Annotated in this window: 21 protein-coding genes; 12 read left to right on the top strand and 9 right to left on the bottom strand. The window is 61.4% G+C overall.

All coding sequences use genetic code 11. The features are described from left to right. Positions 1-233: 233 nt before the first annotated feature. From K8U03_26175 to K8U03_26130, 10 genes are all read left to right on the top strand, one after another. Entirely contained in the window at positions 234-566 is a 333-nt protein-coding gene (locus tag K8U03_26175) for a hypothetical protein (GenBank protein MCE9608387.1), read from the top strand. Between the two features lie 403 nt (positions 567-969). Beyond that, positions 970-2,427: an NADP-dependent phosphogluconate dehydrogenase gene (gndA, locus tag K8U03_26170; protein ID MCE9608386.1), complete on the top strand. Its 1,458-nt coding sequence runs from the start codon at positions 970-972 to the stop codon at positions 2,425-2,427. 109 nt (positions 2,428-2,536) lie between these two features. After that, a complete protein-coding gene (locus K8U03_26165; protein ID MCE9608385.1) occupies positions 2,537-3,316 on the top strand; it encodes an SDR family oxidoreductase in 780 nt (259 codons plus the stop codon). Between the two features lie 37 nt (positions 3,317-3,353). Beyond that, on the top strand, positions 3,354-4,817 hold the full coding sequence (gene zwf, locus K8U03_26160) for a glucose-6-phosphate dehydrogenase (protein ID MCE9608384.1): 1,464 nt from the start codon (positions 3,354-3,356) through the stop codon (positions 4,815-4,817). A gap of 189 nt (positions 4,818-5,006) precedes the next feature. Next, on the top strand, positions 5,007-5,543 hold the full coding sequence (gene moaC / locus K8U03_26155; GenBank protein MCE9608383.1) for a cyclic pyranopterin monophosphate synthase MoaC: 537 nt from the start codon (positions 5,007-5,009) through the stop codon (positions 5,541-5,543). Positions 5,544-5,614: 71 nt separating this feature from the next. Continuing rightward, positions 5,615-6,544 carry a polyprenyl synthetase family protein gene (locus K8U03_26150; protein MCE9608382.1) on the top strand — a complete coding sequence of 310 codons (930 nt, stop codon included), beginning with the start codon at positions 5,615-5,617 and terminating at the stop codon, positions 6,542-6,544. Between the two features lie 293 nt (positions 6,545-6,837). Next, a complete protein-coding gene (locus K8U03_26145) occupies positions 6,838-7,980 on the top strand; it encodes a hypothetical protein (GenBank protein ID MCE9608381.1) in 1,143 nt (380 codons plus the stop codon). A gap of 224 nt (positions 7,981-8,204) precedes the next feature. Further along, entirely contained in the window at positions 8,205-10,478 is a 2,274-nt protein-coding gene (locus K8U03_26140) for a DUF1549 and DUF1553 domain-containing protein (protein ID MCE9608380.1), read from the top strand. 14 nt (positions 10,479-10,492) lie between these two features. Next, positions 10,493-11,872: a DUF1501 domain-containing protein gene (locus K8U03_26135; GenBank protein ID MCE9608379.1), complete on the top strand. Its 1,380-nt coding sequence runs from the start codon at positions 10,493-10,495 to the stop codon at positions 11,870-11,872. Then, the gene (locus K8U03_26130) at positions 11,872-13,590 is read left to right on the top strand and encodes a PPC domain-containing protein (protein MCE9608378.1); all 1,719 of its coding nucleotides are present in this window, start codon (positions 11,872-11,874) and stop codon (positions 13,588-13,590) included. The genes K8U03_26135 and K8U03_26130 overlap by 1 nt, the downstream gene beginning before the upstream one ends. A 30-nt stretch (positions 13,591-13,620) precedes the next feature. Here K8U03_26130 and K8U03_26125 read toward each other — a convergent pair whose 3' ends face one another. The 9 genes from K8U03_26125 to K8U03_26085 all read right to left on the bottom strand — a co-directional run bounded on the left by K8U03_26125 (position 13,621) and on the right by K8U03_26085 (position 24,359). Further along, positions 13,621-14,136, bottom strand: coding sequence for an RNA polymerase sigma factor (locus K8U03_26125; GenBank protein MCE9608377.1), 516 nt, complete (start codon positions 14,134-14,136; stop codon positions 13,621-13,623). Between the two features lie 36 nt (positions 14,137-14,172). Beyond that, positions 14,173-15,522, bottom strand: a complete 1,350-nt coding sequence (locus tag K8U03_26120) for an MFS transporter (GenBank protein ID MCE9608376.1) — start codon at positions 15,520-15,522, stop codon at positions 14,173-14,175. A gap of 53 nt (positions 15,523-15,575) precedes the next feature. Beyond that, complete coding sequence (locus K8U03_26115; protein ID MCE9608375.1) at positions 15,576-16,031, bottom strand: YhcH/YjgK/YiaL family protein; 456 nt, start codon at positions 16,029-16,031, stop codon at positions 15,576-15,578. 55 nt (positions 16,032-16,086) lie between these two features. Then, positions 16,087-17,511: a DUF1501 domain-containing protein gene (locus K8U03_26110; GenBank protein MCE9608374.1), complete on the bottom strand. Its 1,425-nt coding sequence runs from the start codon at positions 17,509-17,511 to the stop codon at positions 16,087-16,089. Positions 17,512-17,698: 187 nt separating this feature from the next. Next, positions 17,699-18,766, bottom strand: coding sequence for an MlaD family protein (locus K8U03_26105; GenBank protein ID MCE9608373.1), 1,068 nt, complete (start codon positions 18,764-18,766; stop codon positions 17,699-17,701). A gap of 89 nt (positions 18,767-18,855) precedes the next feature. Next, positions 18,856-19,725, bottom strand: a complete 870-nt coding sequence (locus K8U03_26100; protein ID MCE9608372.1) for an ABC transporter ATP-binding protein — start codon at positions 19,723-19,725, stop codon at positions 18,856-18,858. Between the two features lie 10 nt (positions 19,726-19,735). After that, positions 19,736-20,617 carry an ABC transporter permease gene (locus K8U03_26095; GenBank protein ID MCE9608371.1) on the bottom strand — a complete coding sequence of 294 codons (882 nt, stop codon included), beginning with the start codon at positions 20,615-20,617 and terminating at the stop codon, positions 19,736-19,738. A gap of 310 nt (positions 20,618-20,927) precedes the next feature. Beyond that, positions 20,928-23,519, bottom strand: coding sequence for an ATP-dependent Clp protease ATP-binding subunit (locus K8U03_26090; GenBank protein ID MCE9608370.1), 2,592 nt, complete (start codon positions 23,517-23,519; stop codon positions 20,928-20,930). Positions 23,520-23,693: 174 nt separating this feature from the next. Then, positions 23,694-24,359, bottom strand: coding sequence for a hypothetical protein (locus K8U03_26085; GenBank protein ID MCE9608369.1), 666 nt, complete (start codon positions 24,357-24,359; stop codon positions 23,694-23,696). Between the two features lie 185 nt (positions 24,360-24,544). Between K8U03_26085 and K8U03_26080 the strand changes: the two genes are divergently transcribed. Both K8U03_26080 and K8U03_26075 read left to right on the top strand, forming a co-directional pair. Continuing rightward, on the top strand, positions 24,545-26,206 hold the full coding sequence (locus tag K8U03_26080; GenBank protein MCE9608368.1) for a thiamine phosphate synthase: 1,662 nt from the start codon (positions 24,545-24,547) through the stop codon (positions 26,204-26,206). 257 nt (positions 26,207-26,463) lie between these two features. Beyond that, positions 26,464-26,926, top strand: a 463-nt coding sequence (locus tag K8U03_26075) for a hypothetical protein (protein ID MCE9608367.1), incomplete at its 3' end; no start/stop codon positions are given.

Here is a 26,926-nt window from a genome sequence, read left to right as displayed (position 1 = left end):
GACGCAGTCGAAACAAACTACCTATTTTTGCCCGATAGGCTGATTTCGGAACTCATGAAGAATGCCGGCACGATGGTTCGATCTCTTTCCTACTCGACGATCCGCGGTGTGCGTCGGCGGAGCCATGGATAGCTCCGAGCCACCGCAGGGAGTTGCCGGCGTCTTGTTCCGGCGGAAGACGGACGCGACGACTTCGGACGTTCGAGCGTTACCGATCGCAAAGGAGTATCGCCATGTCGATCTTGGGATGGATTCAAGGCCTTCGCAAAACCAAACTCGTCGCGCAGCATGTCGACAGGATCGTCGCTCGACATACGGAAACCGTTCGCGAAGCGACCGTTTCTCGCGCCGCCGGAATGCCCCCGGCCGAAGCGCGTGGTTACATCCGCGCGAAAGCCGTGACGATCGTCTCGGCAGTGCTCGGCAAGCAAGCCGATAAGGGAGAACCTCTCGATCGCCGTTTGCACGACATCGTGCTCACGCTTTCCGCCGAACGACTCACCGCGACGATCAGCAGCCAACTGAGCCACGGCTCGAAATCCACGACGAAGCGAAAAGCCGCCTAAGTCGAGTTCGCCGTCACGGTTACTCCGGGCCGCGGCCGAGCTTCGCGCCGCCTACTCTCCGCCTGGAGTTCGACATTCCATCCCTTCGCCGGCTCTCGCCAACCTAAGCGAGAGGCCGGCGAAGGTCGGAAACTTTCGATCCGTTCTCCACGCCTTGCATCGGACTTCGAAAGCACTCGAATCGAGCCCCGATCGCGCCGGTTTCGGCCGATTGCTCGTCTTTCGCTCCAGCGGTACAATCCTCGCGATGCCGGCACGTTCGGCCGCAACTCTCGACCGCTCGCTCGCGATCGGTTTGCCGAGCGTCTTGCCGGCGGTGTTGCTCAGGCAAAATAGCGTCAGCCGTTTTCTTCCGTTATTCCCCACGCATCTCTCCGAAAAATCGCAATAAGGTCTATCGAATATGTCTGCAGCACCTCAACAAAATTCGCTTTGCGACTTCGGTCTTATCGGGTTGGCTGTGATGGGCGAAAACTTGGCGCGCAACATCGAGAGCCGCGGATATAGCGTCGCGGTTTTCAACCGGACGACGACCGTCGTCGACACGTTCATGAAAAACCACGGCGAGGGCCATAAGTTCGTCGGCTGTCATTCGCTCGAAGAGATCGTGAAGAACGTCGCGAAGCCCCGCAAGATCATGATGATGGTCAAGTCCGGCAAGCCCGTCGACGAGCTCATCGATCATCTCATTCCGCTGCTCGAGCCGGGCGACGTGCTGATCGACGGCGGCAACGAGCTCTACACGAACACCGATCGCCGCACGCAATATGTCGAAAGCAAAGGCCTGCTGTTCATCGGCACCGGTGTGTCCGGCGGTGAAGAGGGAGCCTTGAAGGGCCCGAGCATGATGCCCGGCGGCAGTCCTGCCGCGTGGCCGCTTGTGAAGCCGATCTTTCAAGCCATCGCCGCGAAAGTCGGCCCGAACAACGACATTCCGTGCTGCGATTGGGTCGGCCCGCGCGGAGCCGGCCAGTATGTGAAGATGATTCACAACGGCATCGAGTACGGCGACATGCAGATGATCTGCGAAGCGTACTTGCTCATGAAGACGACCCTCGGCTTGACGAACGCCGAGCTCTACGACGTGTTCGCTTCGTGGAACAAGGGAGAGCTCGACAGCTATCTGATCGAAATCACGCGCGACATCTTCAGCGTGAAGGATCCCGACACCGGCAAGGACATGGTCGACCTCATCATGGACAAGGCCGGCGCGAAGGGAACCGGGAAGTGGATGAGCCAGCTCGCGCTCGATCTCGGTGTCCCGAGCACTTTGGTGACCGAGGCCGTGTTTGCTCGCTGCCTCTCGGCTTTGAAAGACGCGCGCGTGCGTGCCAGCAAGGTTCTCAAGGGACCGACGGAAAAATACACCGGCGACAAGACGAAGTTCATCGAGTCGGTTCGGCAAGCACTCTACGCGTCGAAGATTTGCAGCTACGCACAAGGCTACGTGCAGATGCAAGCCGCGGCGAAGGAAAACAACTGGCCGCTCGACTTCGGCAGCATCGCCCTCCTGTGGCGCGGCGGCTGCATCATTCGGGCCCGCTTCTTGGAATATATTAAGCAAGCGTTCGATAACGATAAGAATCTTGAGAATCTGTTGCTCGCGCCGTACTTCCGCGACGCCGTCGAAAAGGCTCAGCCCGCCTGGCGGCATGTCATCGTCACCGCGGTGCAGCTCGGCATTCCGATCCCGGCCTTCGTGAACGCGCTCACCTACTTCGACGGCTACCGCAGCGAACGCTTGCCGGCGAACCTACTGCAAGCGCAACGAGACTACTTCGGCGCACACACCTACGAGCGCATCGACAAGCCCGGCACATTCCACACGGAATGGATCGAATTGCGTAAGAAGCCGGAGTAGAAGGAAAGTTAAAAGTAGAAATGCAAAAGGCAAAACGCCGGAGCATTTCTTCGGCATCGATTCCTCTTCCGCACTTTTGCATTTTGCCTTCCGACTTTTGAGTTCTCCTATGCCTTCCTTCCTCGAAAACTTGTTCTCGCTCTCCGGTCAAGTCGCCGTCGTGACCGGCGGAACGGGAGTGCTCGGTGGGGCGCTGTGCGAAGGGATCGCGAAAGCCGGAGCGACCGTGGTCGTTGCCGGTCAGGGGAAAGAGCGTGGCGAGGCGCGCGTCGAAGCGATTCGCGCTGCCGGCGGGAAAGCCGTGTTCCATCCGTTGAACGTCGCCGAGCGCGCTAGTTGGGATGCGATTCTCGCCGAAACACTCCGACAATTCGGCAAGGTCGACATTCTCATCAACGGTGCGGGAGTAAACGCCGGCTGCAGCTATGCCGACGTGAAAGATGAAGACTTTCAGCGCGTGCTCGATATCAACCTCACCGGTACGCATCTCGGTTGCCAAATCTTCGGCAAGCAAATGACGTCGGCCCGCAGCGGCGCGATTCTGAACATCGGCAGCGTGACTTCGCATCTGCCGTTGTCGCGCGTCTTCGCATACTCCGCTTCGAAAGCGGCGGTCGTGAACCTCACGCAAAACGTAGCTCGCGAGTTTGCGCCGCTCGGCGTTCGCGTGAACGCCCTGTGCCCCGGCTTCTTTCCGGCCGAGCAAAACCGCAAGATTCTCGATGCAACTCGGGTCGACAACATCATGCGTCAGACCCCGATGGCCCGCTTCGGCGAGCCCGACGAATTGATCGGCTGCGCGATTCTGTTGCTGGCGCCGAAGGCCGGCAGCTTCATTACCGGCGCGGCGTATTACGTCGACGGCGGATTCACCGGCATGCGATTCTAGAACCGAAGTCGTTCCCACTTTCACCTCGGCGGCACTTATGGCGACGACCATCGTAATCTTCGGCGCGTCCGGCGATCTCACGAGCCGGAAGCTGATTCCATCGCTCTATCAACTGCATCGCAAGAAGCGTTTGCCGGAGGAGACGCGCATCGTCGGCTCGTCTCGAACCCCGTTCTCGCACGAGGCTTGGCGCAAGCAACTCGGCGAGACCACGCACCAATTCTGCGGCAAGGATTTCGACGAAAAACTTTGGACGGAGTTCGCCGCGAAGATCTTCTATCACGCCGGCGATCTCGGCAGCGACGCCGACATGGCGGCCCTGAAGAAGACCCTGGAAGAAATCGAGGGGAGCCAATCGGTCTCGCGCATCTACTATCTCGCCACCGCACCGCAATTTTATCTGGAAGCGATTGATCGGCTCGGCAAGTCGGGCCTCGCCGACGAATCGCAGGGGACGCGCCGCGTCGTGATCGAGAAGCCGTTCGGCACCGATTTTAAATCGGCGAACGCGCTGAACGAAGAAATCCATCGGGTCTTTCGCGAGCGCCAGGTCTACCGGATCGATCACTATCTCGGCAAAGAGACCGTTCAAAACATCCTCGTCCTGCGGTTTGCAAATTCCATTTTCGAGCCTCTTTGGAACCGCAACTACATCGACCACGTCCAGATCACGGCGGCGGAGGAAGTCGTCGTCGGCCGTAGAGCCGGCTACTACGATACGTCGGGCGTGATGCGCGATATGTTTCAAAACCATCTCTTGCAATTGCTCTCGATCACGGCGATGGAAGCCCCGTCGCGCTTCGAGGCCGATCTCGTGCGCAACGAGAAGGTGAAGGTCTTGCAGTCGATCCGGCCGATGACGCCGGAAGAAGTCGCGACGAAGACCCTGCGCTCGCAGTACAAAGGCTATCTCCAAGAAAAAGGAGTGGCACCCGAGAGCCAAACGCCGACCTACGCCGTGGCGAAGCTCAAGATCGACAACTGGCGCTGGCAAGGGGTGCCGTTTTATTTACGCAGCGGCAAAGCGATGAGTTGCCGGACGACGCAGATCGTGATTCAGTTTCGCGATCCGCCCCACATGCTCTTCGCAACCGAAAAGAACAAGCGCCGCAAGGTCGAAGCCAACCGGCTCATCATTCACATTCAGCCGGCGGAAGGAATCCAAGTTCACTTCCAAACGAAAGTGCCCGACGCCGGAATGAGCATGCGCCTCACGACGCTCGACTTCCGTTTCGATAGCCAATTCGCCGGCACGATGCCGGACGGCTACGAACGGCTGCTGCTCGACGTGATGACCGGCGATCCGAGCTTGTTCGCCCGCGCCGATGAAGTGGAACTCGCGTGGGGCATCGTCGACCCGATCTTGCAGTCGTGGCAAGACAACGAGCAGCCGGCGATGACGGAATATGAACCCGGTATGTGGGGCCCCGACGAGGCGATCTATTGGATGGGAGCCGATAACCGCACTTGGCTCGATGTTTGTCCGGTCTTGCCTCATTAAAGCCAGCCGCAACTCTCCCAACGGTATGATGTTGAGCCGCCCGGCCTGCCGGCAGGCCTCATTACGGGTTGCTTGTTAGCCCCTCCGTGTGAAATAATTCACAAACAACGCCGCGGCGCAGGGCATTGAGCGACGACGTGAAGGGCTTCCTTTCCGGTTCGATGCGCGCCGCACGCGGCAAAGCACTCCATGGACGAACTTACGCATTTCGATTCTTCCGGTGCCGCCCGCATGGTCGATGTCGGCGACAAGCCGATCACCGCGCGAACGGCCCGAGCCTCGGGACGCGTTCGGATGCAGCCGACGACGCTGGCGCTGATCCGCACGCGCGGGCATCGCAAAGGAGAGGTGCTCGAAATCGCGCGGCTGGCCGGGATCATGGCGGCGAAGCGAACCGACGAGCTCATTCCGCTTTGCCATTCGCTACCACTCGACGGAGCCACGCTCGATTTCTCGTTCGACGACGAGTCGGTTTTGATCGAAGCCGTGGTGCGCTGCACGGGCCGAACCGGAGTCGAAATGGAAGCGCTGACGGCGGTGAGCGTCGCCGCGCTGACGATCTACGACATGTGCAAGAGCGTCGATCGCGCGATGACGCTGGAAGCGATTCGCCTCGAAGAGAAGAGCGGCGGACGGAGCGGGCACTTCCGACGAACGGAACAGCCGCTCGCTCCGAGCGCGGAAATCGAAACGGAAACAGGACGAACCGGGAAGCAAAAATCATGACGAGCGTGGCCGGCCGGCAAGACATCGCGCAACGGGCGTTCGCTTCGCTCTTCGATTCCATTCGCGGCGACATGCAAAAGGTCGAGGAACTGCTACGCCTACAACTGCGCAGCGCCGACCCTTACGTCGATCAGCTCGTTAAACACGGCTTCCGCTTAGGGGGTAAACGCTTGCGCCCCGCCCTGCTCTTGCTGGCCGGAATGGCTTGCGGATCGGTTACCCCTGCGCACATCACGCTGGCCGTCGTGATGGAGATGATCCACACGGCGACCCTGATTCACGACGACGTCCTCGATGAAGCGGCCTTGCGCCGGCACCTAGATACCGTGAACGCGAAATGGGGGAACAAGTCGGGCGTGCTCTTAGGCGACTTCCTCTTCAGCCACGCCTTCTATCTAGCCGCCACGACCGACGACGCGTTCGCCTGCCGCTTGATCGGCCGTTCGACGAACATCGTCTGCGAAGGGGAGATGCGACAGATCAACAGCCGCGGCCGACTCGAACTTTCCGAAGCGGAATACATCGGCATCATAGACGCCAAGACGGCCGAGCTTTGCGCCTGCTGCTGCCGCCTAGGGGCGCATTTCGCAGCCGCCACGGCCGAGCAAGAGGAAGCCCTGTCACATTACGGCCGCAACCTCGGCATCGCGTTTCAAATCGTCGACGACTTGCTCGACCTCGAAGGAGACGAAGCGCTCACCGGCAAATCGCTCGGCACCGACCTCGAACAACTCAAGCCGACGCTGCCGTTGATCCGTCTGTTAAGCAAACTCAGTCCCGAGCGCCGCGAAATTCTTGAAAAGCAGCTGCTCACGGCGGCCGGGAATCGTCGGGCATTGCTTGAGCCTTGGCTGCAAGAAAGCGACGGCCTCGCCTATGCCCGTCTCGCGGCCCAGCGCTACGCCTCCGCGGCCCAAAACGACCTGACCTCCCTTCCGCCGGGCCCACAACGGGACGTGCTGCACCGGCTCGCCGAGAGCGTCTTACGCCGCGATTCTTAACCGCGCGGCATTCGCAGGCAGGGGAAAAGCCGCTCTTTAGCGGCATTCCGGAGCGGCTGGAAGCGGCAAGTCGGCGTTTAACCGTGCTGCTTACCCCTCTGGAAGCATACGACGGTCGACAATCAAATCGACGCAATCGCTACAGTTTTTCCAAACCTCCCCATTTCCTTAACCGTTTTAATGGTTATATTCGTGCGATAGCTGAGTCGTTTTTCAAAAGCCCAGCGCGTCGATGGCCCATGCGGTTTACCGTGGGCACGCCTCGCGGCGACAGCGAAATAAAGGAGCATCTCGTGAGTAACTACCGTTGGCTAGGGTTGGCAATGACCCTGGTCGTCAGTGCCGCGGCAAGTTCGGCCGAGGCCGGAATTTTCCGCCGCCGCAACGCACCGCAGTGCGCACCTCCGGCTTGTGCGGCTCCTGCCGTACTCGCTTCCTGTGCGACCGTCTGCGGCCACTACGAAGACGTCGTCGTGCAACGCACCGTCTACGTCCGTGAACTCAGCACCGAAACGCGCAAGATCCTCGTCACGGAATGCCGGCCGGAAGCCCGCGATCGCGCCTACAAGGTTTGCCGTCGCGTCCCGTATCAAGAAACCGTCACCGAAGCCTACACCGTCATGGTGCAGCAGACCCAGATGAAGCGGGTCTCCGAAGTCGTCTACAAGCCTGTCATGAAGACGGTCGATCAGTCGTACACTGTGATGGTGCCGCACGTCGAACGTCGCCAAGGGGTGCAACATCAATTGCAATGCGTTCCCGTCACGCAAACCGCGACGATCTGCGTCGACCGTGGTTGCTGGGAAACGCGCATGGTCCAGGTTCCTTGCCCGACCTACTCCGGCTACGGCCGTGGTTACGGCTACGGCTATCGCGGCTGCGCTCAGCCTTGCGGCGGATGCGCCGCTTGCCCGCCGCCGATGGTTACCCGTTGCGTTCGCATCTGGGTTCCCAAGATCGTGCAGCAACAAGTGACGCAAACGGTGATGAAGCAGCAAATCGTCGCTAAGCCTTATGAATACGCCGTCACGGTCTGCAAGCCGGAAACGCGCGTTCGCCAGGTTCAAGTTTGCGAAACCGTTGCGACCCGCATCGAGAAAGACGTTCCCTACGTGCAATGCGTTCCGGAACAGAAGACGCGCACGTTCCAAGTCACGCGCTACCGCGACGTGACGGAAGACAAGATCGAGAAGTACACGGTCATGGTTCCTTACCAGGTCGAGAAGACGATCCAAGTGCCGGTCTGCAAAGTCGTGCCGCGCACGATTTCGGAAACCTGCCGCAAATGGGTCGTCGACGCTCCGGTTCCGGCCGATGCCCCGGCCGTCGCTCCGCCGATCACTGCTCCTGCGATCGCTCCGGAAGAGGCTCCAACGCCGGCTCCGGCCCCTCGCAGCCGCGTTCTGCAGGCCCCGTCCGTCGTCCCGTCGAAGTAACAGCGACGGCCCCGACGCCTAGGCAATTTCCATCGACCGGCTTATTCCCGCCTGGGGGATAAGCCGGTCGTTTTGTTTTCCGCCGCTACTTACCCGCCGCAGCCGAATTCCTACCCATTCCGTGCGGCAAATGAGTTGGTCAGACGCCTCGCGTGTCGATACAATGAATGCACTCCCCGCCTTGCCGTTCCCGCCCGCCCTCCCCCGCCTTCGATCGGACCTCGATGCACTCGATCGATCGACTACTTTCGATCCATCTTAAGCTCCGCGCGGCTTCGCCGGCCGTGAGAGCCGTTGCATCGCTTTTGCTAGTGCTTGCCGCCGCTTCGCTGAGCGGTGTTTCCACGGCCCGGGCAGTGCTCCCGTCCGAGTTGTCCACCTCGCCGCCGGCACTGACGTTCGAACTCGACATCATGCCGATTCTCACGTCGACCGGTTGCACGACCGGCCCCTGCCACGGCAAGGCTCGCGGTCAAAACGGCTTTCAGCTTTCGTTGCTCGGCTTCGACGCCGAGTTCGATTACAACTCGATCGTCAAGCATGCCCGCGGTCGGCGCGTGAACCCGAGTGCGCCGGAGCAAAGCCTGCTGCTTCGCAAAGCGGCCGGCCAAGTCCCTCACGGCGGCGGCGTGCGCGTCCCGTCCGACAGCAAGAACTTCGAAACGATCCGCCGCTGGATCGCGCAGGGCTTGCCGCGCTCGGGCCCGACCGATCCGACGCTCGTCGGCATCGACGTCGCACCGCGCGAACGGATCTTGCCCGCCAAGGCGCGCGAGCAGCTGCGCGTCACGGCGCGCTACAGCGACGGCTCTCAGCGCGACGTTACCGACCGTACCGCCTACCAATCGAACGATGCCGCCGTCGCCGCGATCGACGCCGCCGGATCGGTCGTCGCCGGAGCGCTACCGGGCGAGACCGCGATCATGGCGCGCTACATGAACCATATCGCCGTGTTCAACGTCGCCGTGCCGCTCGCCGGCGCGGTCGACAAGCAATCGTATGCCGCGCTCCCGCGTCGCAACTTCATCGACGAGTTGGTTTGGAAACGTCTCGAAACTCTCGGCATTATCCCGTCGGCCGGTTGCGACGACGCCGCGTTTCTGCGCCGCGCCTCGCTCGACGTCATCGGCCGGCTGCCGACCTCGGCCGAAGTCCGCACGTTCCTCGCCGACAAAGCCACGGACAAACGGGCCCGCCTCGTCGACGCTTTGCTTGAGCGTCCTGAATACGGCGATCATTGGGCCAACAAATGGGTCGATCTGCTCCGGCCGAACCCCTATCGCGTCGGCGTCAAAGCAACATTCGCGTTCGATGCTTGGATTCGCGATGCGTTCCGCGTCAACAAGCCGTACGACCGTTTCGTCTACGAACTGCTCACGGCCCGCGGCAGCACGTTTCGCAACGGCGCCACGGTCCTCTTCCGCGACCGTCGCGAGCCGGCCGAAGTAACGACGATCGCCTGCCAATTGTTTCTCGGCGTTCGGCTCGATTGCGCCCGTTGCCACCATCATCCGTTCGAGGTCTGGGGCCAAGACGATTTCTACGGCACCGCCGCCTACTTTACCCGCGTCGGCTACAAGGGGCTCGGCCTTTCACCGCCGATCTCCGGCGGCGAAGAGTTCGTCATCACGGCACTGAAGGGCTCGATCGCGCATCCGCTGACGGGCCTCGACGTCACGCCGAAACCTTTGACCGGCACAGCGCCGATCGTCGGCGACGAAGATCCCCGTGCGGCGTTTGCTCGCTGGGTCGTCGCACCGGAAAATCGATTCTTCGAACAAGTCGCCGTGAATCGCATCTGGGCCGATCTCATGGGACGCGGCATCGTCGATCCCGTCGACGACCTGCGGGCCACGAATCCGCCGACCAATCCGGAGTTGCTCGCCGCGCTCGGTCGCGAGTTTCGCCGCCTGAAGTTCGACCAGAAGCAGTTCCTCCGAGTGATTCTCAACTCGCACGCCTACGAACTCTCGTCGCTTCCCAATCCCCGCAACGCCTGGGACCAGAAAAACTACTCGCGCCATTATCGTCAACGGCTGCGCGCCGAGACGCTGCTCGATGCTGTATGCGACGTGACGGGCATGCGCGAAAACTTCTCCGCGATGCCGCCGAACTCGCGGGCCGTCGAGATCTGGACCCATCGCGTCGAGAACTTGTTTCTAGATTCCTTCGGCCGGCCCGACCCGAACCAAGACCCACCCTGCGAGCGCACCTCGGACTCGACGATGGTGCAATCGCTGCACCTGATGAACGCTCCCGCGTTGCACAAGAAAGTGATCGACGACCAAGGCCGACTCGCCGCGTTGGTGAAAGCCTCGAAGTCGCCGGAGGAGCTCGTCGACGAGTTGTATCTGTCGACCTATTCTCGTTTCCCCACGGCCGAGGAGCGCTTGGCCGCGACGAAGCTGTTCCCGGCCGATCGCGCGAAGCATCGCGAGATCGCCGAAGACTTGCTGTGGGCCTTGCTGAACACGCCCGAATTTACTTTTAAGAACTAAGCCGGAGGCGAGGCATGACGACTCACCGAAATTGCGAAGGATTCCGCCGCCGCGACTGCCTGCAACTCGGCATCGCGTCTTTGGCAGGCGGAAGTTTCGTCGATCTGCTACGGTTGTCGAGCCAAGCCGGCGAAACTTCGCTCCCCGCGACGAACGTGCCGCAGGTCGTCGTCTCGAAGCCGGCCCGTCGCCCGACGTCGTGCATCATGATCTGGCTCGACGGCGGCCCTTCGCACTTCGAGACGTTCGACCCGAAGCCCGACGCCCCGAGCGAAATCCGCGGCGAGTTCGGTGCGATCGCGACCCGCACGCCCGGCATTTTCTTTTCGGAAAACATGCGCGAGCTCGCCAAGATCAGCGATAAGCTCTGCATCGTTCGCTCGATCTGTCACAACCAAGGGAACCACGGCGCGGGCAACCACTACATGATGACCGGCGCACCGCCGCGCATCCCGGTCGGTTGCGGTGCGTTCGTCAGCTTTCATCCGAGCTTCGGCGCGGCGACCGCCTACGAGCGGACCGCTCCGCGCGGGCTCCCCGCTTACTTCTCGATTCCCTCCGTCTCGCGCTCCGGCGGCCCCAACTTTCTCGGCGCCAAGTATGCGCCGTTCGTCGTCGCCGACGATCCGAACGGCGAGAGCTTTCGCGTGCGCGACGTCGCCTTGCCGGCCGGATTGACCGACGACCGCTTTCTCGGCCGGCGCGATTTGCGCGCCCTCGTCGACAAGCTGCCGCGTTTCGCTGAGCAAGCCGCAGGCGATCCCGTCGCCGCCGTCGACACGAACTACCAACAAGGCTACGACCTCATCGCCTCGCTCGAAGCGCAGCGCGCGTTCAACATTCAAGGCGAGGCGGAAAAAGTTCGCGACGGTTACGGTCGCACTCCCTTCGGCCAACGCTGCTTGCTTGCCCGTCGGCTCGTCGAGGCCGGAGTTCCCTGGGTCACGCTCTACAACGGCGGCTGGGATCATCACGTCGGCATCTTCGACTCGTTCCGCAAAGACGTGCCTCGCTTCGAAAGCTCCGTCGCCGCGCTCATCAGCGATCTCGACCGACGCGGACTCCTCGATACGACGCTCGTCGTCATGCTCGGCGAATTCGGGCGGACTCCGAAGATCTCGAACATCAGCGGCCAGAAAGCAGCGGGCCGCGACCATTGGGCCAACGCCATGAGCGTGATGTTCGCCGGTTGCGGCACGCCGGCCGGCACCGTCGTCGGCGCGACCGATCGCAACGGCTATGCCGCGGTCGAGCGTGTCTTGTCTCCCGAGAATTTCGCGTCGACCTTGTATCGCAAGCTCGGGATCGATCCCGACAAGATCTATTACACGCCGCAAGGCCGCCCGACGCATCTCGTCAGCGATCCGACGCCGATCAAGGAACTGTTCGTTTGATGTTCCGTGCGACGAATCCGGCGTTTCTCGCGATGCTTTTCGCGGTTTGTTGCCATAACCTCGCTGTCGCACGCCTGCACGCCGCGGCGCCGGACGTGAAAGCCATCTTTCCCGCCGGAGCGCAACAAGGCCGCACGATCGAGCTCACCGCCACCGGCACGCTCCAACCCTGGCCGGTGCGGGCCGATGTGACCGGCACCGGCGTTCGCTTCGAGCCGACGAAGACGGAAGGAAAATATTCCGTCGTCGTCGAGGCCACGGCAACGCCCGGCACGCGCTGGGTTCGATTCATCAACGAGGAAGGGGTAACCGCTGCGCGTCCCTTCGTGATCGGCACGCGGGCCGAGGTCTCCGAGTCGGAGCCGAACGACGAACTCACGCAAGCGGTCAAGCTCGATGCCGGCTCGAAGGTCGTCAACGGCGTCCTCGTCAAAGGGGAAAAAGCCGGCGACGTCGATACGTTCCGCCTGCCGCTGAAGAAAGGAATGACGCTGGTCGCGGCGCTCGAAGCGAATCGAACGCTCGGTGCGCCGATCGATGCGGTGCTGCAAATCGTATCAGCCTCGGGCTTCGTCCTCGCGCAAAACCACGACGAGTTCGGCCTCGACCCGCGCATCGTCTTCACGGCTCCGCAAGACGCCGATTACTTCGTGCGCCTCTTCGCTTTCGTGAGCGTGCCGAATTCTTCGATTCGCTACGCAGGCGACCCTGCGGCCGTCTATCGGCTCACGCTGACGACAGGTCCTTACGTCGACTTCGCGTTTCCGCCTGTCGTGCGCATCGGCGCGGCAAGCGACGTCAAACTGCATGGCTGGAATCTCGGCGGCGAGATAACTTTCACCGTTCCCCCGATCAAGGTTACCGATTCGACCATCGTTGCTCCTCCGCTTCCGGAGCCCGGCCGCGCGGAACTTCTAGCGGTCGACGTGCCGCTCGGCGTCGAGCAAGATTCTTCCGGCACGACCAGCCCGCAGTCGATCACGGCCCCGATCGTCGTCGCCGGGCGCATCGATCGACCGAACGATCGCGATGTCTATGCGCTGAAGGTCGTGAAGGGGCAAAGCCTGCACATTCGAGTCATGAGTCAGGCGTTGGGCTTTCCCGTCGATCCTTTGTTGCGCATCGAATCCACCGACGGGACGCAACTCCTGCGCTCCGACGACAACAAGCGCGGAGAATCCGACGTCGATGCGCTCTACTATGTTCCGGCCGATGGCGAGATTCGGTTGATCGTCGAAGACTTGTTCGGCGCCGGCGGCGAACGGTTCGTCTACCTGCTCGACGTGCGGACGGTGAAACCGGATTTCAGCCTCTCGCTGGCCGCCGCCGAACTGTTTGCCCAAGTCGGCACGCCGCTCGAAATACCGATCGTCGTCGAACGGTCGGGCGAAATGACTTCGGACATCGAGATCCGACTCGAAGGCGTGCCCGCCGAGTTCGGCGACGTCGCAGCCGTCTCGACGGCGAAAGGGGAATCAGCGAAGAAGGTCACGCTGAAACTCACCCCGACGAAAACGTTCGAGGGCTTCGTTAAAGTAGTCGGCACGGAGAAGCCTGCGCCGCTTAAGCCCGACGCGAAGAAGCCCGAGCCCATTAAATCGGAGCCAAGCAAACCCGAGCCGCCGCTTCGTCGCACCGCCGTGGCGAAGATCGCGGCCGTTGCGAATGCTTCAGTGGAAGAAGCGCTGCTCGTCGTCGTGCCCGCCAAGAAGAAATAGCGTGCGGCTCGTTGCACGACAACGTAAGCGTTAGCCCTCCAGCGCTTTCCGCAACTTCTTCAGCGCCGCTTGCATTCGGGTCAACACGGTCCCGAGCGGCACGTTCAACTCTGCGGCGATCTCGGCGAATTTCTTCTCCTCGTAGATCCGCAGCCGCACGACCTGCCGTTGTTCCGCGGGCAAGGTCTCCAGTGCCGCTTGCACGCGCCGCACTTCTTCTTGGAGCGATAACGAAGCCTCGGGCAACGGCGACACCCGTTCGCCGCCGGCGCCGAGCGTGTTCACGGCGCGCGCTTCCACCGCTTGACGCCGCTTGATGACGATCGCCTCGTTGTACGCCACCCGGAAGAGCCAACCTTTTTGCGTCTCCTCGCGCGCCATGTGTCCGCGCTCGAGCGCCTTGGAGAAGGTCGCTTGCAGCGCATCGGCGGCCGTGTTGGGATCGCGCAAGATGCCGACCAAAAAACGCCGCAACTCTTCCGCATGCTCCACGAAGAGCGCGGCAACCACGGCCGGGTCGAGTTTCCGTTCGCTGGGTTCGTTCACGGACGATCGCTCCGCCATGCGACGGTCGTGCGAACGTTAAGCGTCGTCTTTCGGGAGTTCTTTCGGAACATCGCTCTCTTCCGGCACGAGCGGCTTCGAGGCATCGATCCCTAATGCTGAAACCCCGGCCACGAGAAATCCGACCATGCCTGCATACAAAGTTCCTTCCATCGACTTCGGCGACTCGAACATGTAGTTGAACCAGTCATAGATGTAAGGGGTCGCCGCGGCGCCGAGATTGCCGACCATATTACTCCAACCGAGCACCGCGCCGACGCTTCGCCCGCCGACGTCTTGCGCAAAAGCCCAAGCGGCGGGAATCCCGAGATCGCAGAAGAACATCACAGCCCCCAATGCCACGGCCGTGGCCCAAGGGCCCTCCATTTGATCGGCGATGAGAAAGCCTCCGGCCGAGATGAAGCGCGTGACGATCATCGTTCCCATCCGTCCCCAGCGCATGCCGAAGCGGCGCGTCATCCGATCGGTCAGAGGTCCGCCGAGAATCATTCCCAGCGCGCCTGCCGCCCAGATCATGCTTCCCATCCAGCCGCCGGCAAGATCTCCGGCCCCTTTGGCTTCCTTCAGATAAGTCGGCATGACGGTGATGATGAAAGCCCAGCCGAGGTTCGTGCCGAACTGCGAGATCGCCATGCACCAGATCGAACGACTCGCGAGCAACTCATAGATCGGCGCACGAACCGGCTTCTTTACGGCGTTCGGGTCGATCGCTACCCGCCCGAACGAGATCAGCTCTTGCTCAGCGAGATTGCAGCGCGGATGATCTTCCGGCTCGTTGCGGGCCGCGAGCCAATACCAGAGGCCGATCGCGATCCCGATCGCGCCGTAGAGCACCATCACCTGCCGCCACGGCATGCCGGCCTGTGCGATCAGATACGACGTCAACAGCGGAGTGATGATGCCGCCGACTCTTCCGCCCGAGGTAACGAGCGAGACCGCGGCGGCTCGATGCGAGAGCGGGAACCAACGTCCGATCAGTCCGCCTGCGGCGGGATAAGCTCCGGCCTGCGCGATTCCGAGTATGAACCGCAGCGAGAACAACATGACGGCCGTGGTCGCGAAGCCGCTCATGGCGGTCACCAGCGACCACAAGACGATCTCGATCGCCAGCGCTATGCGCCGCCCGAAACGATCGGCGAGCCAACCGCACGGCACCTGGAGCAAGGCATACGACCAAAAGAACGCCGAGAGAATCCACGTCACGTCCGCATCGGTGAGGTGGAGATCGGCGCGAACCTGTGGAAACTTCAAGATCTCGGCTACGAACGCGCGATGCACGTAGAGAATGACCGACGCCGCCGTAGTCGCGCTGAGAACTCCGAAGCGAATTCGCGAGGGGCGCATTGCGGTGTCGATCGTCTGACTCATGAGGTGCTTTCACAGGCGGGAGGGGAGTAGGCAGCGAGTTCCATTCGAGCGAGCTACTTCCAATCGATCAACACTTTCATCACGGCCTTGAGCATCGGCCCGCTGCCGGAGAGGGGCGCGTGCGGATCGGTGGGATAGAAGATCGCGAACTCGCGCTCGCCGACCGTGAAGTAGGTTTCGGGCCGCTCCTTGTAGAAGCCGACTTCACGCTTGGGGTCGTACGGCTGATCGAGTTCGCGGCAATTCTCCGAAGAGCGCCAGCCGATCTCATCGCTGCCCGAAAGCACGCATTGGATGTCGATGTAGCGCTCGTGGAACTCGAGCTTCCGCCGCTCGCGACCTTGGCCCGGCTCGCGCCCGAGCATGACGAACAACCGCTCGCCGTCGACTTCGTGGCGCCCTTGCTCCAGGCCCGTGAAATCGGCCGTGCGGAGATAGGCGAACGCGGGTGCGAAACCGGGATGCAGCGGAGTATAGAGTTCGGCGTTTTCCAAGCGATCGAAAATCACGGCGCAAGCTTCCTTTCGTCGGGCACGGCTTCGAGGCAGGAGTCGCCGGCGGGCTTCAATACAACCCGGCGATCGGTCGACCGACGGACAGTGGGATCGGTCTGCCGAGCGGGTCAGTGTAATGGCCGGCCGGATCAATTCCCAGCGCCGAATAGATCGTCGCGACGGTATCCCAAGGGCCATACCGTTCGGAGTCGGGCCGTCCGCCGATCCGGTCGGACTTGCCGAGCACCTTCCCTTCGCTCACCCCCGCGCCCGCGAACACGACCGAGTAGACGTTGGCCCAATGCTTTCTGCCGGGCGAGCTCCCCTTGAACTTGCGCTCGAGCGCGATCACCGGCGCGCGGCCGAATTCGCCCAGACAGACGACGAGCGTCGTGTCGAGCAAGCCGCGCTCGGAGAGATCGCTCATCAAGGCGGAGAAGCCTTGATCGAAGCGCGGCATCAAGTGTTGCCGGAGCGCGTCGAAGATATCGTTGTGCGTATCCCAACCATACGCGTCGGTAATGTCGGGCTGCTTATCTTGGCCGCGATTGCTCGGGCTCCAAAACACGGTGACGAGCGGCAGGCCGGCTTCGACCAACCGCCGCGCCATCAGCAGGGCTTGGCCCGACTGGTTGCGGCCGTAGCGATCGCGGAGCGCCGCCGGCTCTTGGTCGAGATCGAATGCGGTGCGGCTTTGCGGCGCGTCGAGCAATTCGAGTGCTTGCGAATAGAGGGTGTTCGAGTCGCGCACGCGCGGGTCGGATCCCAAGTCGCGAGCATAGGCGTCGAGAGCCCGCTTTAACGATTGCCGTTCGTGCAACCGAACCGACGGCAACTCAGGCTGCGATTGCAAGTCGGGCAGCACCGCGCCGGGCTCGGTGACGTTGCCGAGCACCATCGGCTCGCATTTCGCGCCGAGAAAGCCGGCACCTTGCCCGGCACCAGGGTCTTGCGGCGAGAGGAGCGGAGCGTTGAGATGCACGGCATCGTAAGGGAATTTCGTGCTCGGGCGCACCTTGCGCAAGACCGCGCCGAGCGTCGGTTCGTCGGTCGGAGCCGGATCCGGGTTGCTTGAGATCGTGCGAAAGTATTTTCCGGTGAGGCTCAGGTAAGTCGCCGAGCCGTGATCGAGATCGAGATGCGACATCGAGCGGACGATGGTAAACCGATCGGTGAGCTTCGCGATCTCGGGCATGAGCTCGCCGACGTATGTGCCCGGCGTCGCCGTCGCGATCGAACGAAACTCGCCGCGCACTTCGGCCGGAGCCTCGGGCTTGGGGTCCCAGGTGTCGATCTGGCTCTGTCCGCCGCAACAGTAGACGAGCAACACCGACTTCGCGCGGCCGAACCCCGGCGAATGGATGATCGACGACTTTTCTTCGCCTGCCGCACTTCGAGCAGCGAACTGTGCGAGCCCGCCGACGAGCGGCAGGCCGAGGCCGCCGAGTCGCAAGAACTCTCGCCGCGATCGGTCGTGGAAGGAAAGCCGAGGCATGAGGGAAGGCCGGAAGTCGAGCAGGAAGGAGCGACGCCACAAGTATAACTGGATGCACCTGGAGGAGCAAACAATCGTCGTGTGCTTGGGGTTGTTGAGTGGTTCGCGAAACCGCAAGCGAGGGGACGGCCGTTGCGGCATTACTGTATCGACTGACCACCGATCACTGGCCACTGACCACTGCCCGCTACTTGATGCCCGAGTTTTGTTGGATGAGGCCGCGGACGCCGAATTGTTCGGGATGGCGTGCGGCCTTGTCGCTGAAGACGCGGAGGTCGTTCAGAATCGGCTTCAAATCGCGCGACAGATCGTTGACGTTCTGAATCGTCGTCGAAACGTTGTCGTACAACGCGGCGTCGTTGACGAAGCGCGACAACGAGCCCTGCGAATTCGTGAGCTGTCGCGTGAAGCCGGCGAGCTCGGTGAGCACCGTCTCTAGTTGGATCGCCGCGCGATCGACGTTCTCGATCAGCTTCGGCCCGCGCTCGCCGAGCGGCTTCGTGATCCCCTCCAAGTTATTCAAGTTCCGATCCGCGAGCATCATCGTGTTCTTCAAGCTTCCGATCGTATCGGTGAGCGTATTGAGCACGCGCGGCATGTCGTTGATCGTCTTCGTCAGGTTCTCGCGCATGACGGGATCATTGATGAAGGCGTCGGCGTTGGCGATGGCCGAGCGAAGCTGCACGATCGTCGACTGCGTCTCGGCGACGATTCGCGTGATCTGACCTTCGTTGGCGTCGAAGAAGCGATTGGCGCGCAGCGCCAGAATGCCGATCTCGTCGCTGGTTTTGGCGATCGAAGCGACGGCAACGGAGACGGTCGATTCGAGGTTCGTCAACGCCTGAAACGGATCCTTCGCGACGACGCCCGAGAGGGTATCGCCGTCTTTGACTTCCTCGCGCGGCTTCGGTTCCGGATCGGCGATGATCTCGATTACCGCATCGCCTAAGAGCGAGCCGCCGATGCGTCCCATCTGCGTTTTGTAGAGATGGTACTTTTCTTCGATCTTAGCCGTCACCATCACGCCGACTTTGTCGTCGAGCTCGACTTCACGAACCCGACCGATGAGGATGCCGTTGACGCGCACCGGCGTGTCGACGGAAACGCCCGGCGCTTGCGGAAAGGCGAAGCGAACGGTGTACGTCCCCTTCACGAGCGACGGCAGATCGCCGAACAACAGCAACAATATCGCGAGAATGATGAGTGTGGCGAGCACCATCACACCGACGCGGAATTGTACGGTTCGTTCGTCCATCGATCGCTAAACGTGAAAGGTTAAGTGGGGCGTTGTGAAACTTGGTCTAGTTATATCGCAGACGAATCCGAGGCTGTCACAGAGGAAAGCTAATCGGTCAACACTCCGCGGTCGCGCATTTCCATAAGCCGTTCGCCCGCTTCGCCGCGTACGAATTGCACGACGCGCCGATCGGGCGACTTTTCCATTCCCTCGGGCGGGCCATCGTAGATCATTTGCGGCTCTCCATTCTTCAAACGGAGCTGCGGATAGAGCATCACGACCCGATCGGCCACCTTGCGAGCCGAGTGCATGTCGTGCGTCACGACGATGCTCGTCACCGGATATTGCCGTCGAACGCGAAGGATCAATTCGTTGATGACGTCGCTCATGATCGGGTCGAGCCCGGTCGTCGGTTCGTCGTAGAGCATGATCTCGGGATTCAAGGCCAACGCCCGCGCCAGCCCGACGCGCTTGCGCATGCCGCCCGAGAGTTCGGCCGGTTTCTTAAAGCAGACATTATCCGGCAGCCCGACTTCGGCGAGCCGCTGCATGACGATTCGCCGACGCTCTTCGCGACCTTTATTCGTATGCTGCCGCAGCGGGAAAGCGACGTTCTGCTCGATCGTCATGCTGTCGAACAACGCGGCTTGCTGGAACACGAAACCGAACCGCGTGCGCAGGTTCGTGATGTCGCGCTCGTTGAGATCTTCGAGGTTGCGACCGTCGTACAAGACGCGGCCAGCAACGGGCTTCACGAGGCCGATGATCGTCTTCATCAATACGGTCTTGCCGCAGCCGCTTTCGCCGAGCAGCACCAACGTCTGCCCGCGCGGAATCACGAGGTTGATGTCACGCAGCACCCAGTTCTTGCCGAAGCGGACGCTCATCCCCTCGATCTCGACGAGCGGGCGATCCGATTCCGGTTTGGGATCGTGGTCGTGATTGTGTTCGAAATGTTCTTCCGCCGCTGCGACCATGAAGCTCTCGCTACAGAATAGCGACTCCCTCGGGCCAGAGGAGCAGATAGAACGCGTCGAGCACGATGCCGAGGCCGAGGTCGATGGCGAGAATCATAACGAAGGAATGCACGAATGCGCCGGTCGCCGCGCGGCCGACCCCTTCCGCGCCGGGCGCGCAGTGGAACCCGCGATGGCAACTGATGAGCGCGATCGCCGCACCGAAGAACAAACTCTTGAGAATGCCGCTGAAGACGTCGAACGTGCCGACCATCGCTTGCGAATTCGCCCAATAGTGATGTGAGTCGATCTTCAACAACAGCACGCTGTAGAACCAACCGCCGACGACCCCCATGAAGTCGGCCATGATCGTGAGGGTCGGGATGAGAATCAAGCAGCCGAGAAAACGCGGGACCACAAGATAGTGGATCGGGTTGGCGCCCATGCTCGAGAGCGCGTCGATCTGCTCGGTGACGCGCATCGTGCCGAGTTCGGCAGCCATCGCTCCGCCGACGCGCCCGGCGAGCATCGTCGCCGCCAGCACCGGCCCGAGCTCGCGCACCAGCGAGAGGTTGATGACGCCGCCGAGGCGCGTTTCTATATGGAGCGCACGGAACTGCGCATAGCTTTGCACGGCCAAGACCATGCCGATGAACGTACCCGTCAGCGCGATGACGGGAAGACTCAGGACGCCGATCTGGTAGAAGTTCGGCATCAGGGTTTCGCGCTTCGGCAGGCGCGTGAAGGTCCAGCGCATCGTCGAGAAGATGAAGAGCGTGAGGTCGCCTAAGGCCGCGACGTAGCCGATGAAGACATCGCCGAGATCGGAGATCCAGTCCACGGCCGATTGCGCAAACGAGCGCGTGCCGTTGGCTTGTGGAATTTCGGTGGATGATCCGGAGACGGACGACATGAAAGAGGCGTTTCGATCGTGAAAGAGCAGGGGAAATGGATCGCCGAGCGCGTCACTAGGAAGCGATTTCGACGCCGGCACGGGCATGCGCGCGCAGCCCCACCGTACATTTACACAGTGCCGATATTATCGACTAGGCCGACTCGGTACGTGAGTGCGAGTTTGACGGGATGAAAGGCCGCGAATCGGCAGCTATCTTCGCGAGCCGTAAAACGCCGCCAGCCGTCCGAGAAACAGTTGGTTTCTCGAACGGCTGGCGAGCTATTCGTTGTAGCGAAAGACGCTACGAAATTATGACTACTTGAATCCGCTACGGAGTCGAGCCGGCACTTTCGCCGCCGGCATCGCTTCCGCCGGCAGCCGCAGTTGCGACCGGAGCATCGGTGCCCGTGGTGACTTGCCCTTCGAAGATCAACTGCTTCTTGTCGGCCACGACCTTCACGTCGACGAAGACCGTATCCTTGCCGTTGAACTCGCCCTTAAGCAGTTCTTCCGACAAAGGATCTTCGACGTAGTTCTCGATCGCGCGACGAAGCGGACGAGCTCCCATGTCCGTGTTCGAGCCCTTCTTGATGACGAGCTTCTTCGCTTCGTCCGTGAGGATGAGCTTGAGCCCGCGCTCGAGCAGACGTTCGCGGACCTTCGAGAGTTCCAAATCGACGACGCTCTTCAAGTCTTCCACCGTGAGATGGCGGAAGACGATGATGTCGTCGCAACGATTGATGAACTCCGGACGGAAGAACTTCTCGATGATGTCCATCACGCGGCGCTTCATGCCGTCGTAGGAAGCATCCTTCTCGACCGTCGCCTCGAAGCCGAATTGGCTTTCGTTCTTGATCGCTTCGGCACCGGCGTTGGTCGTCATGATGAGCACGGTGTTGCGGAAGTCGACCTGGCGACCGAAGCTGTCGGTCAATCGGCCTTCTTCCATCACCTGCAACAGCATGTTGAACACGTCGGGATGCGCCTTCTCGATTTCGTCGAGCAGCACGACCGAATAAGGACGGCGACGGATCTTCTCCGTGAGCTGGCCCCCTTCTTCGAAGCCGACGTATCCCGGCGGAGCGCCGATAAGCCGACTGACGTTGTGCTTCTCCATATACTCGGACATGTCGATCTGGATCAGCGCCTCGGCATCGCCGAAAAGATATTCGGCCAACGCTTTCGCCAAGTGCGTCTTTCCGACACCGGTCGGGCCGGCGAAGATGAAGCTTCCGGTCGGACGCTTCGGATCCTTCAAACCGCTCCGGCTCCGGCGCACGGCCTTCGAGATCGCCTTCACGGCTTCGCTTTGGCTGATCACCTTCTTATGCAGCTCGGCTTCCATCTCCATGAGGCGGATCGAGTCTTCGGTCGTCATCCGGGTGAGCGGAACGCCGGTCATCTTCGAGATCACCTCGGCGATGACTTCCTTATCGACGACGCCGTCGGACTCGCGCGATGTGTTGCGCCAATCCTTCAGGATCGTCTGCTTTTTCTTCTTGAGCTTGTCGGCCTGATCGCGCAGCGCCGCCGCCTTCTCGAAGTCTTGATTGGCGACCGCTTCTTCCTTCTCTTTATTGAGCCGTTCGACTTGCTCGTCGATTTCCTTCAAATCCGGCGGCTTGGTCATCGCCTTGAGTCGCACGCGTGCGCCGGCTTCGTCGATCACGTCGATCGCCTTATCCGGCAAGCAACGGTCGGTGACGTAGCGGCTCGAAAGATCGACCGCGGCGTCGAGCGCGTCGTCCGTGATCTGCACTCGATGGTGCGATTCGTAACGATCGCGCAGGCCTTTGAGAATCTCGATGGTCTCGGTCTTGCTCGACGGCTCGACCAAGATCTTTTGGAAGCGGCGCTCAAGCGCGGCATCCTTCTCGATGTACTTGCGATACTCGTCGAGCGTGGTGGCGCCGATGCATTGAATCTCACCGCGGGCCAGAGCCGGCTTGAGCACGTTCGAGGCGTCGATCGCCCCTTCCGCACCACCGGCACCGACGAGCGTATGCAATTCATCGATGAACAGGATCGTATTCTTCGCGCGACGAACTTCGTTCATCACCGCTTTGATCCGCTCTTCGAACTGACCGCGGTATTTCGTGCCGGCGACCATCATCGCCAAGTCGAGCACGACGATCCGCTTGTCCGTCATGATCTCGGGCACTTCACCGTCGACGACGCGCTGCGCAAGGCCTTCGACGATGGCCGTCTTGCCGACCCCCGCCTCGCCCAACAGCACGGGATTGTTCTTCGTGCGGCGGCAGAGAATCTGAATCGCCCGCTCGATTTCCTTCTCGCGCCCGATGACGGGATCGAGTTTCGTTTGCCGAGCCAGTTCGGTGAGGTCGCGGCCGAAGCTATCGAGAGCCGGAGTCTTCGAGGCCTTCGATCCCTTGCCGCCCGTTGCGCCGGGTTCGCCGGGAGTGCTCGTGCCTGCGGCACCGCCGCCGGAAGGCTGGCGTTCGCCCCCTTCACTTCCTTCGATGCCGTGGCCGAGCAAGTTCAAAACTTCCTCGCGAACTTCTTCGAGCTTCAGCCCGAGGTTCATCAACACCTGGGCCGCGACCCCTTCTTGTTCGCGCAACAAGCCCAGCAAGATATGCTCGGTGCCGACGTAGTTGTGCCCGAGGTTGCGGGCCTCTTCCATCGAGTATTCGATGACTTTCTTCGCGCGAGGCGTTTGCGGCAGCTTGCCCATGGTCACCATGTCGGGACCGCTTTGCACAAGCTTCTCGACTTCGAGGCGGATCTTCCGCAAGTCGACGTCGAGGTTCTTCAACACGTTCGCCGCGACGCCGCTCCCCTCTTTAATGAGCCCGAGCAAGACATGCTCGGTGCCGATGTATTCGTGGTTGAATCGCTGCGCTTCCTGGTTCGCCAGTTGCATCACTTTCCGCGCGCGATCGGTAAAACGTTCGTACATTATTCCAACTCCCTGGGTCTAACCTTAGACGCCTCACTCAATTCCCGTTCGCACTGCGTTCGCTTCCATCCGTGTCTCACATCCATTCGTCTCACAATTTCATCCGTCTCTCGTGCAAGCCGCTTCCATTTCTTTCTCGCAGGCTCGCCCTCTCATCCAGACATTCTATACGCATCAAGCCGCAAGTCGGGTCGCGCGATAGGTTGCGGGCGTCGACCCGGCCTCGGCGTCTTCCTTCGCGGCGTCCAAATTGTTCGTGTCCGACGTCGTTGCGTCTAGTGTTCCCTCGATCCGCTCGTTCAGTAGCTTACGCTCTTGGCCTATTTCCATCCGCCATTTGGCGGCCGAATCCAGTTTCGACAGCAGATCCAGTTCTTTGCGTGCTTCCGCGTGTCGGTCGACATGCCGCAGCAGCGTGGCTAACAACAGTCGCGCCTCCGCGTCGTCGCGGTTGGCCCTGATCAGGTTTCGACACTTAGTTTCGGCCGCGAACCAATTTCCCTGTAAGTATTCGTGGAACGCCTCGGGATACAAGTCGGTCGCCGTGGTCGTGCCGGAAGCTCGTCGGGCATACCGTTTCAACCAGCGGCGATTCGCGAACGCCCCCACGATCCAAAACAGGCCTACGCTCGCCCAAGCAGACCAAGTCCAGGTCGAACCGATCCAATCGTCGTAAACGTATGTCGCCGCGACGACTCCATTGAGGGCCAGTCCGAAACCGGCCGCCCAACCGAATCCGCTCCACTCCCCGCCGGTCCATAGCGGGGCTAAGCCGGGCCACACCCAACCATACCCCACGCTTGGCGCTCGGAGCTTTGGGCCATCCTTTTGCCCACCCATCGGATCGTTCCTTCTTCCGCTTGTGACGGTACGATAGCGCCGGGATTCTACCCCCGTCTTTTATTTCCATCAAGGCAAATAAAAGCCTGGTAAAGGGTTAGGCACGACCGCCGAACGCCGCTCGAAACCGAATTCGAGCCGGCTGCCGAGTTGCCCTTCCCACCGCCCTGTGGCACACTCGGTTTATGACCTATCAATATACTCCGGCCGCTGAGCGAGCCCTGCATGCCGCCGCCGGTCGTCTTCCGCGCGACCGGAACGAGCTGAGCCCGTTCTACGTCTTACTCGGCCTGCTGAGCGAGCCGGAGTGTCGCGCCGCCAAGGTCTTGGAAGCCGCGGCGATCGACGAAGAGACGATTCACCGACGTTGGCCCGAGGCGGAAGTGCGCGATTCGGCGAAGCCCGGAATTGCCGGAGCCGTGCGACCGCTATCACTGGAGCTTGAGAACGCCTTCCACGGCGCGATCCTCCGCCTCGACGAAAACCCGCGCACCTGTCAACTTGCCACCGAACACCTCCTGCTAGGGCTCGCGACCGACGACGGCGACGTCGGCCTGTGGCTCCGCGACCGAGGGGTGAATCCCGATGCGATGGAGGCCGAGATCTGTGACCGCTACGGAATCGACCACTCGCCGATCCCGCTGGCAGATATGATCGACGAGCCTTCGCTGCCGCTGGCCGATGATCGCTCAACGGAACTCGCGGTTGCTCCGAAGGCGAACAGCCTGCTCGTCGGTTCGGCCGAGGTTCGCTTACTCCGCATTCTCGACGCCGCCGGTAATCGGGCCGGAGAAGCAGTGCGCGTAGTCGAAGACTATGTTCGCTTCGCGCTCGACGATCGTGCGCTCACCGCGCTCTGCAAGCAAATGCGGCACGACCTAGCGTCCGCGCTCGCGCCGCTGACGATGAAGGCCCGACTTGCCGCGCGCGATACCATTCACGACGTCGGAACCGAACTCTCGACGCCGACGGAGATGATCCGGCTCGATTTGGCCGATGTTGCGGCGGCGAACGTCCGCCGTCTGCAAGAATCGCTCCGGAGCCTCGAAGAATTCGGCAAGGTGCTCGATCCCGTTATGGCATCGCGCTGCGAGCAACTCCGCTACCGCGCCTACACCTTGCAGCGGCAGCTCGATGCTCAAACGCCGACCGCTGCCCGCGCTGCGCGACCTTACTCGATCGAAAGCGACGACTGTTCGCGACGCGCCCGACTCGCCTCGGCCGCGCTCTATGTATTGCTCGACGGGCGCGAGAGCGAAGCCTCGTTCGTCGCGATCGCCCGCTCGCTGATCGAAGCAGGTGTCGATGTTTTGCAACTGCGCGACAAGCAACTCGACGACCGAACGCTGCTGACCCGAGCCCGAGCCTTGCGCGCAGCGACCCGCGATTTCGGCCACCCGGACCGGCGAACGCTCTTCATCATGAACGATCGGCCGGACCTCGCCCTGCTCTCGGAAGCCGATGGCGTGCATCTCGGGCAAGAGGAGCTCACGGTCGACGCCGCCCGACGAATTCTCGGCCCGCAAACGCTGATCGGCGTCTCGACTCATTCGATCGAACAAGCACGTCAAGCGGTCGCCGACGGCGCCGACTACCTCGGCCTCGGCCCGACGTTTCCTTCGAAGACGAAACAATTCGATAACTTCCCCGGCTTGGAGTTCCTTCGCCAAGCCTCGGCCGAGATCACGCTCCCCGCCTTCGCGATCGGCGGCATCACAGTTGAGAACATCGACGAAGTAATTAACACCGGCATTCGCAAAGTCGCACTGAGCGGTGCCGTGCTCAAAGCTGCCGATCCCCATGCCGCCGTCGCTCGGTTTCGCGCGAAGCTGATCGCAGCTTCGTAAGGCGAAGCTCCCTCTTTCGCCATCACGTACTTGCATTGTCAAGCGAAGCGCTCGTCGAGAGAGTCTTCTTTCGTAGCCCCTTCTCGGACATAGGTAGGGGCACATCGTTTGCAAGCATGGTCTCTTCGGATGCTTCTTGCATAACAGCCGTCGTGTAGGCGAAACGGCTCTAGGCGTGGAACGATCAAGTTGAGCGTATTGTGGCCAACAACCAGTCTTCGATTAGAGGTGCCGTGATGTTTCGAAATAAGGTCTCCATGCTGTTGACCTCGTTAGCAGCCGCGTCGTTCGTACAAGTCTCCTTGGCGCAGATCGCTGCACCACCGCGCGTCGGGCCCGAGCCTTCGCTCGGCAATCAAGCGCTGCGCAGCAACAGCATCGAGCCGGGCAAGGCGGTCGCGATCGTGAATAAGATCATGACGCCGTTGCCGCTGTCGACCGTGGAAAAAGAAACCGCAGTCGCGTCGATCGATAAGAAGGTCGTCGAGTCGGTAACGGAAATGAGCACTAAGCTGAAGACGCTCATGCCGGACGAGCTCAGCATCTTGACCAAAACGACAGGCTGGAAGCCGGAAGAACAACAATCGCTCCTCACCGCGCTGCGCGCCGGTGATCCGGCAGCCGTTTACGAAGCGTGGACGAAGGCAGCCCCGACCGATACAGCCGGCGCGGAGATCGTGGCTCGTCAAACGGAAGTGAAGAAGTCGATGACGCGGCTCT

The sequence above is a fragment of the Planctomycetia bacterium genome (assembly GCA_021413845.1).
In the GTDB taxonomy this organism is placed as follows: Bacteria; Planctomycetota; Planctomycetia; order Pirellulales; family PNKZ01; genus PNKZ01.
The sequence above is the reverse complement of the archived record's forward strand: the minus strand, read 5'-3'. Positions and strand labels throughout refer to the sequence as shown.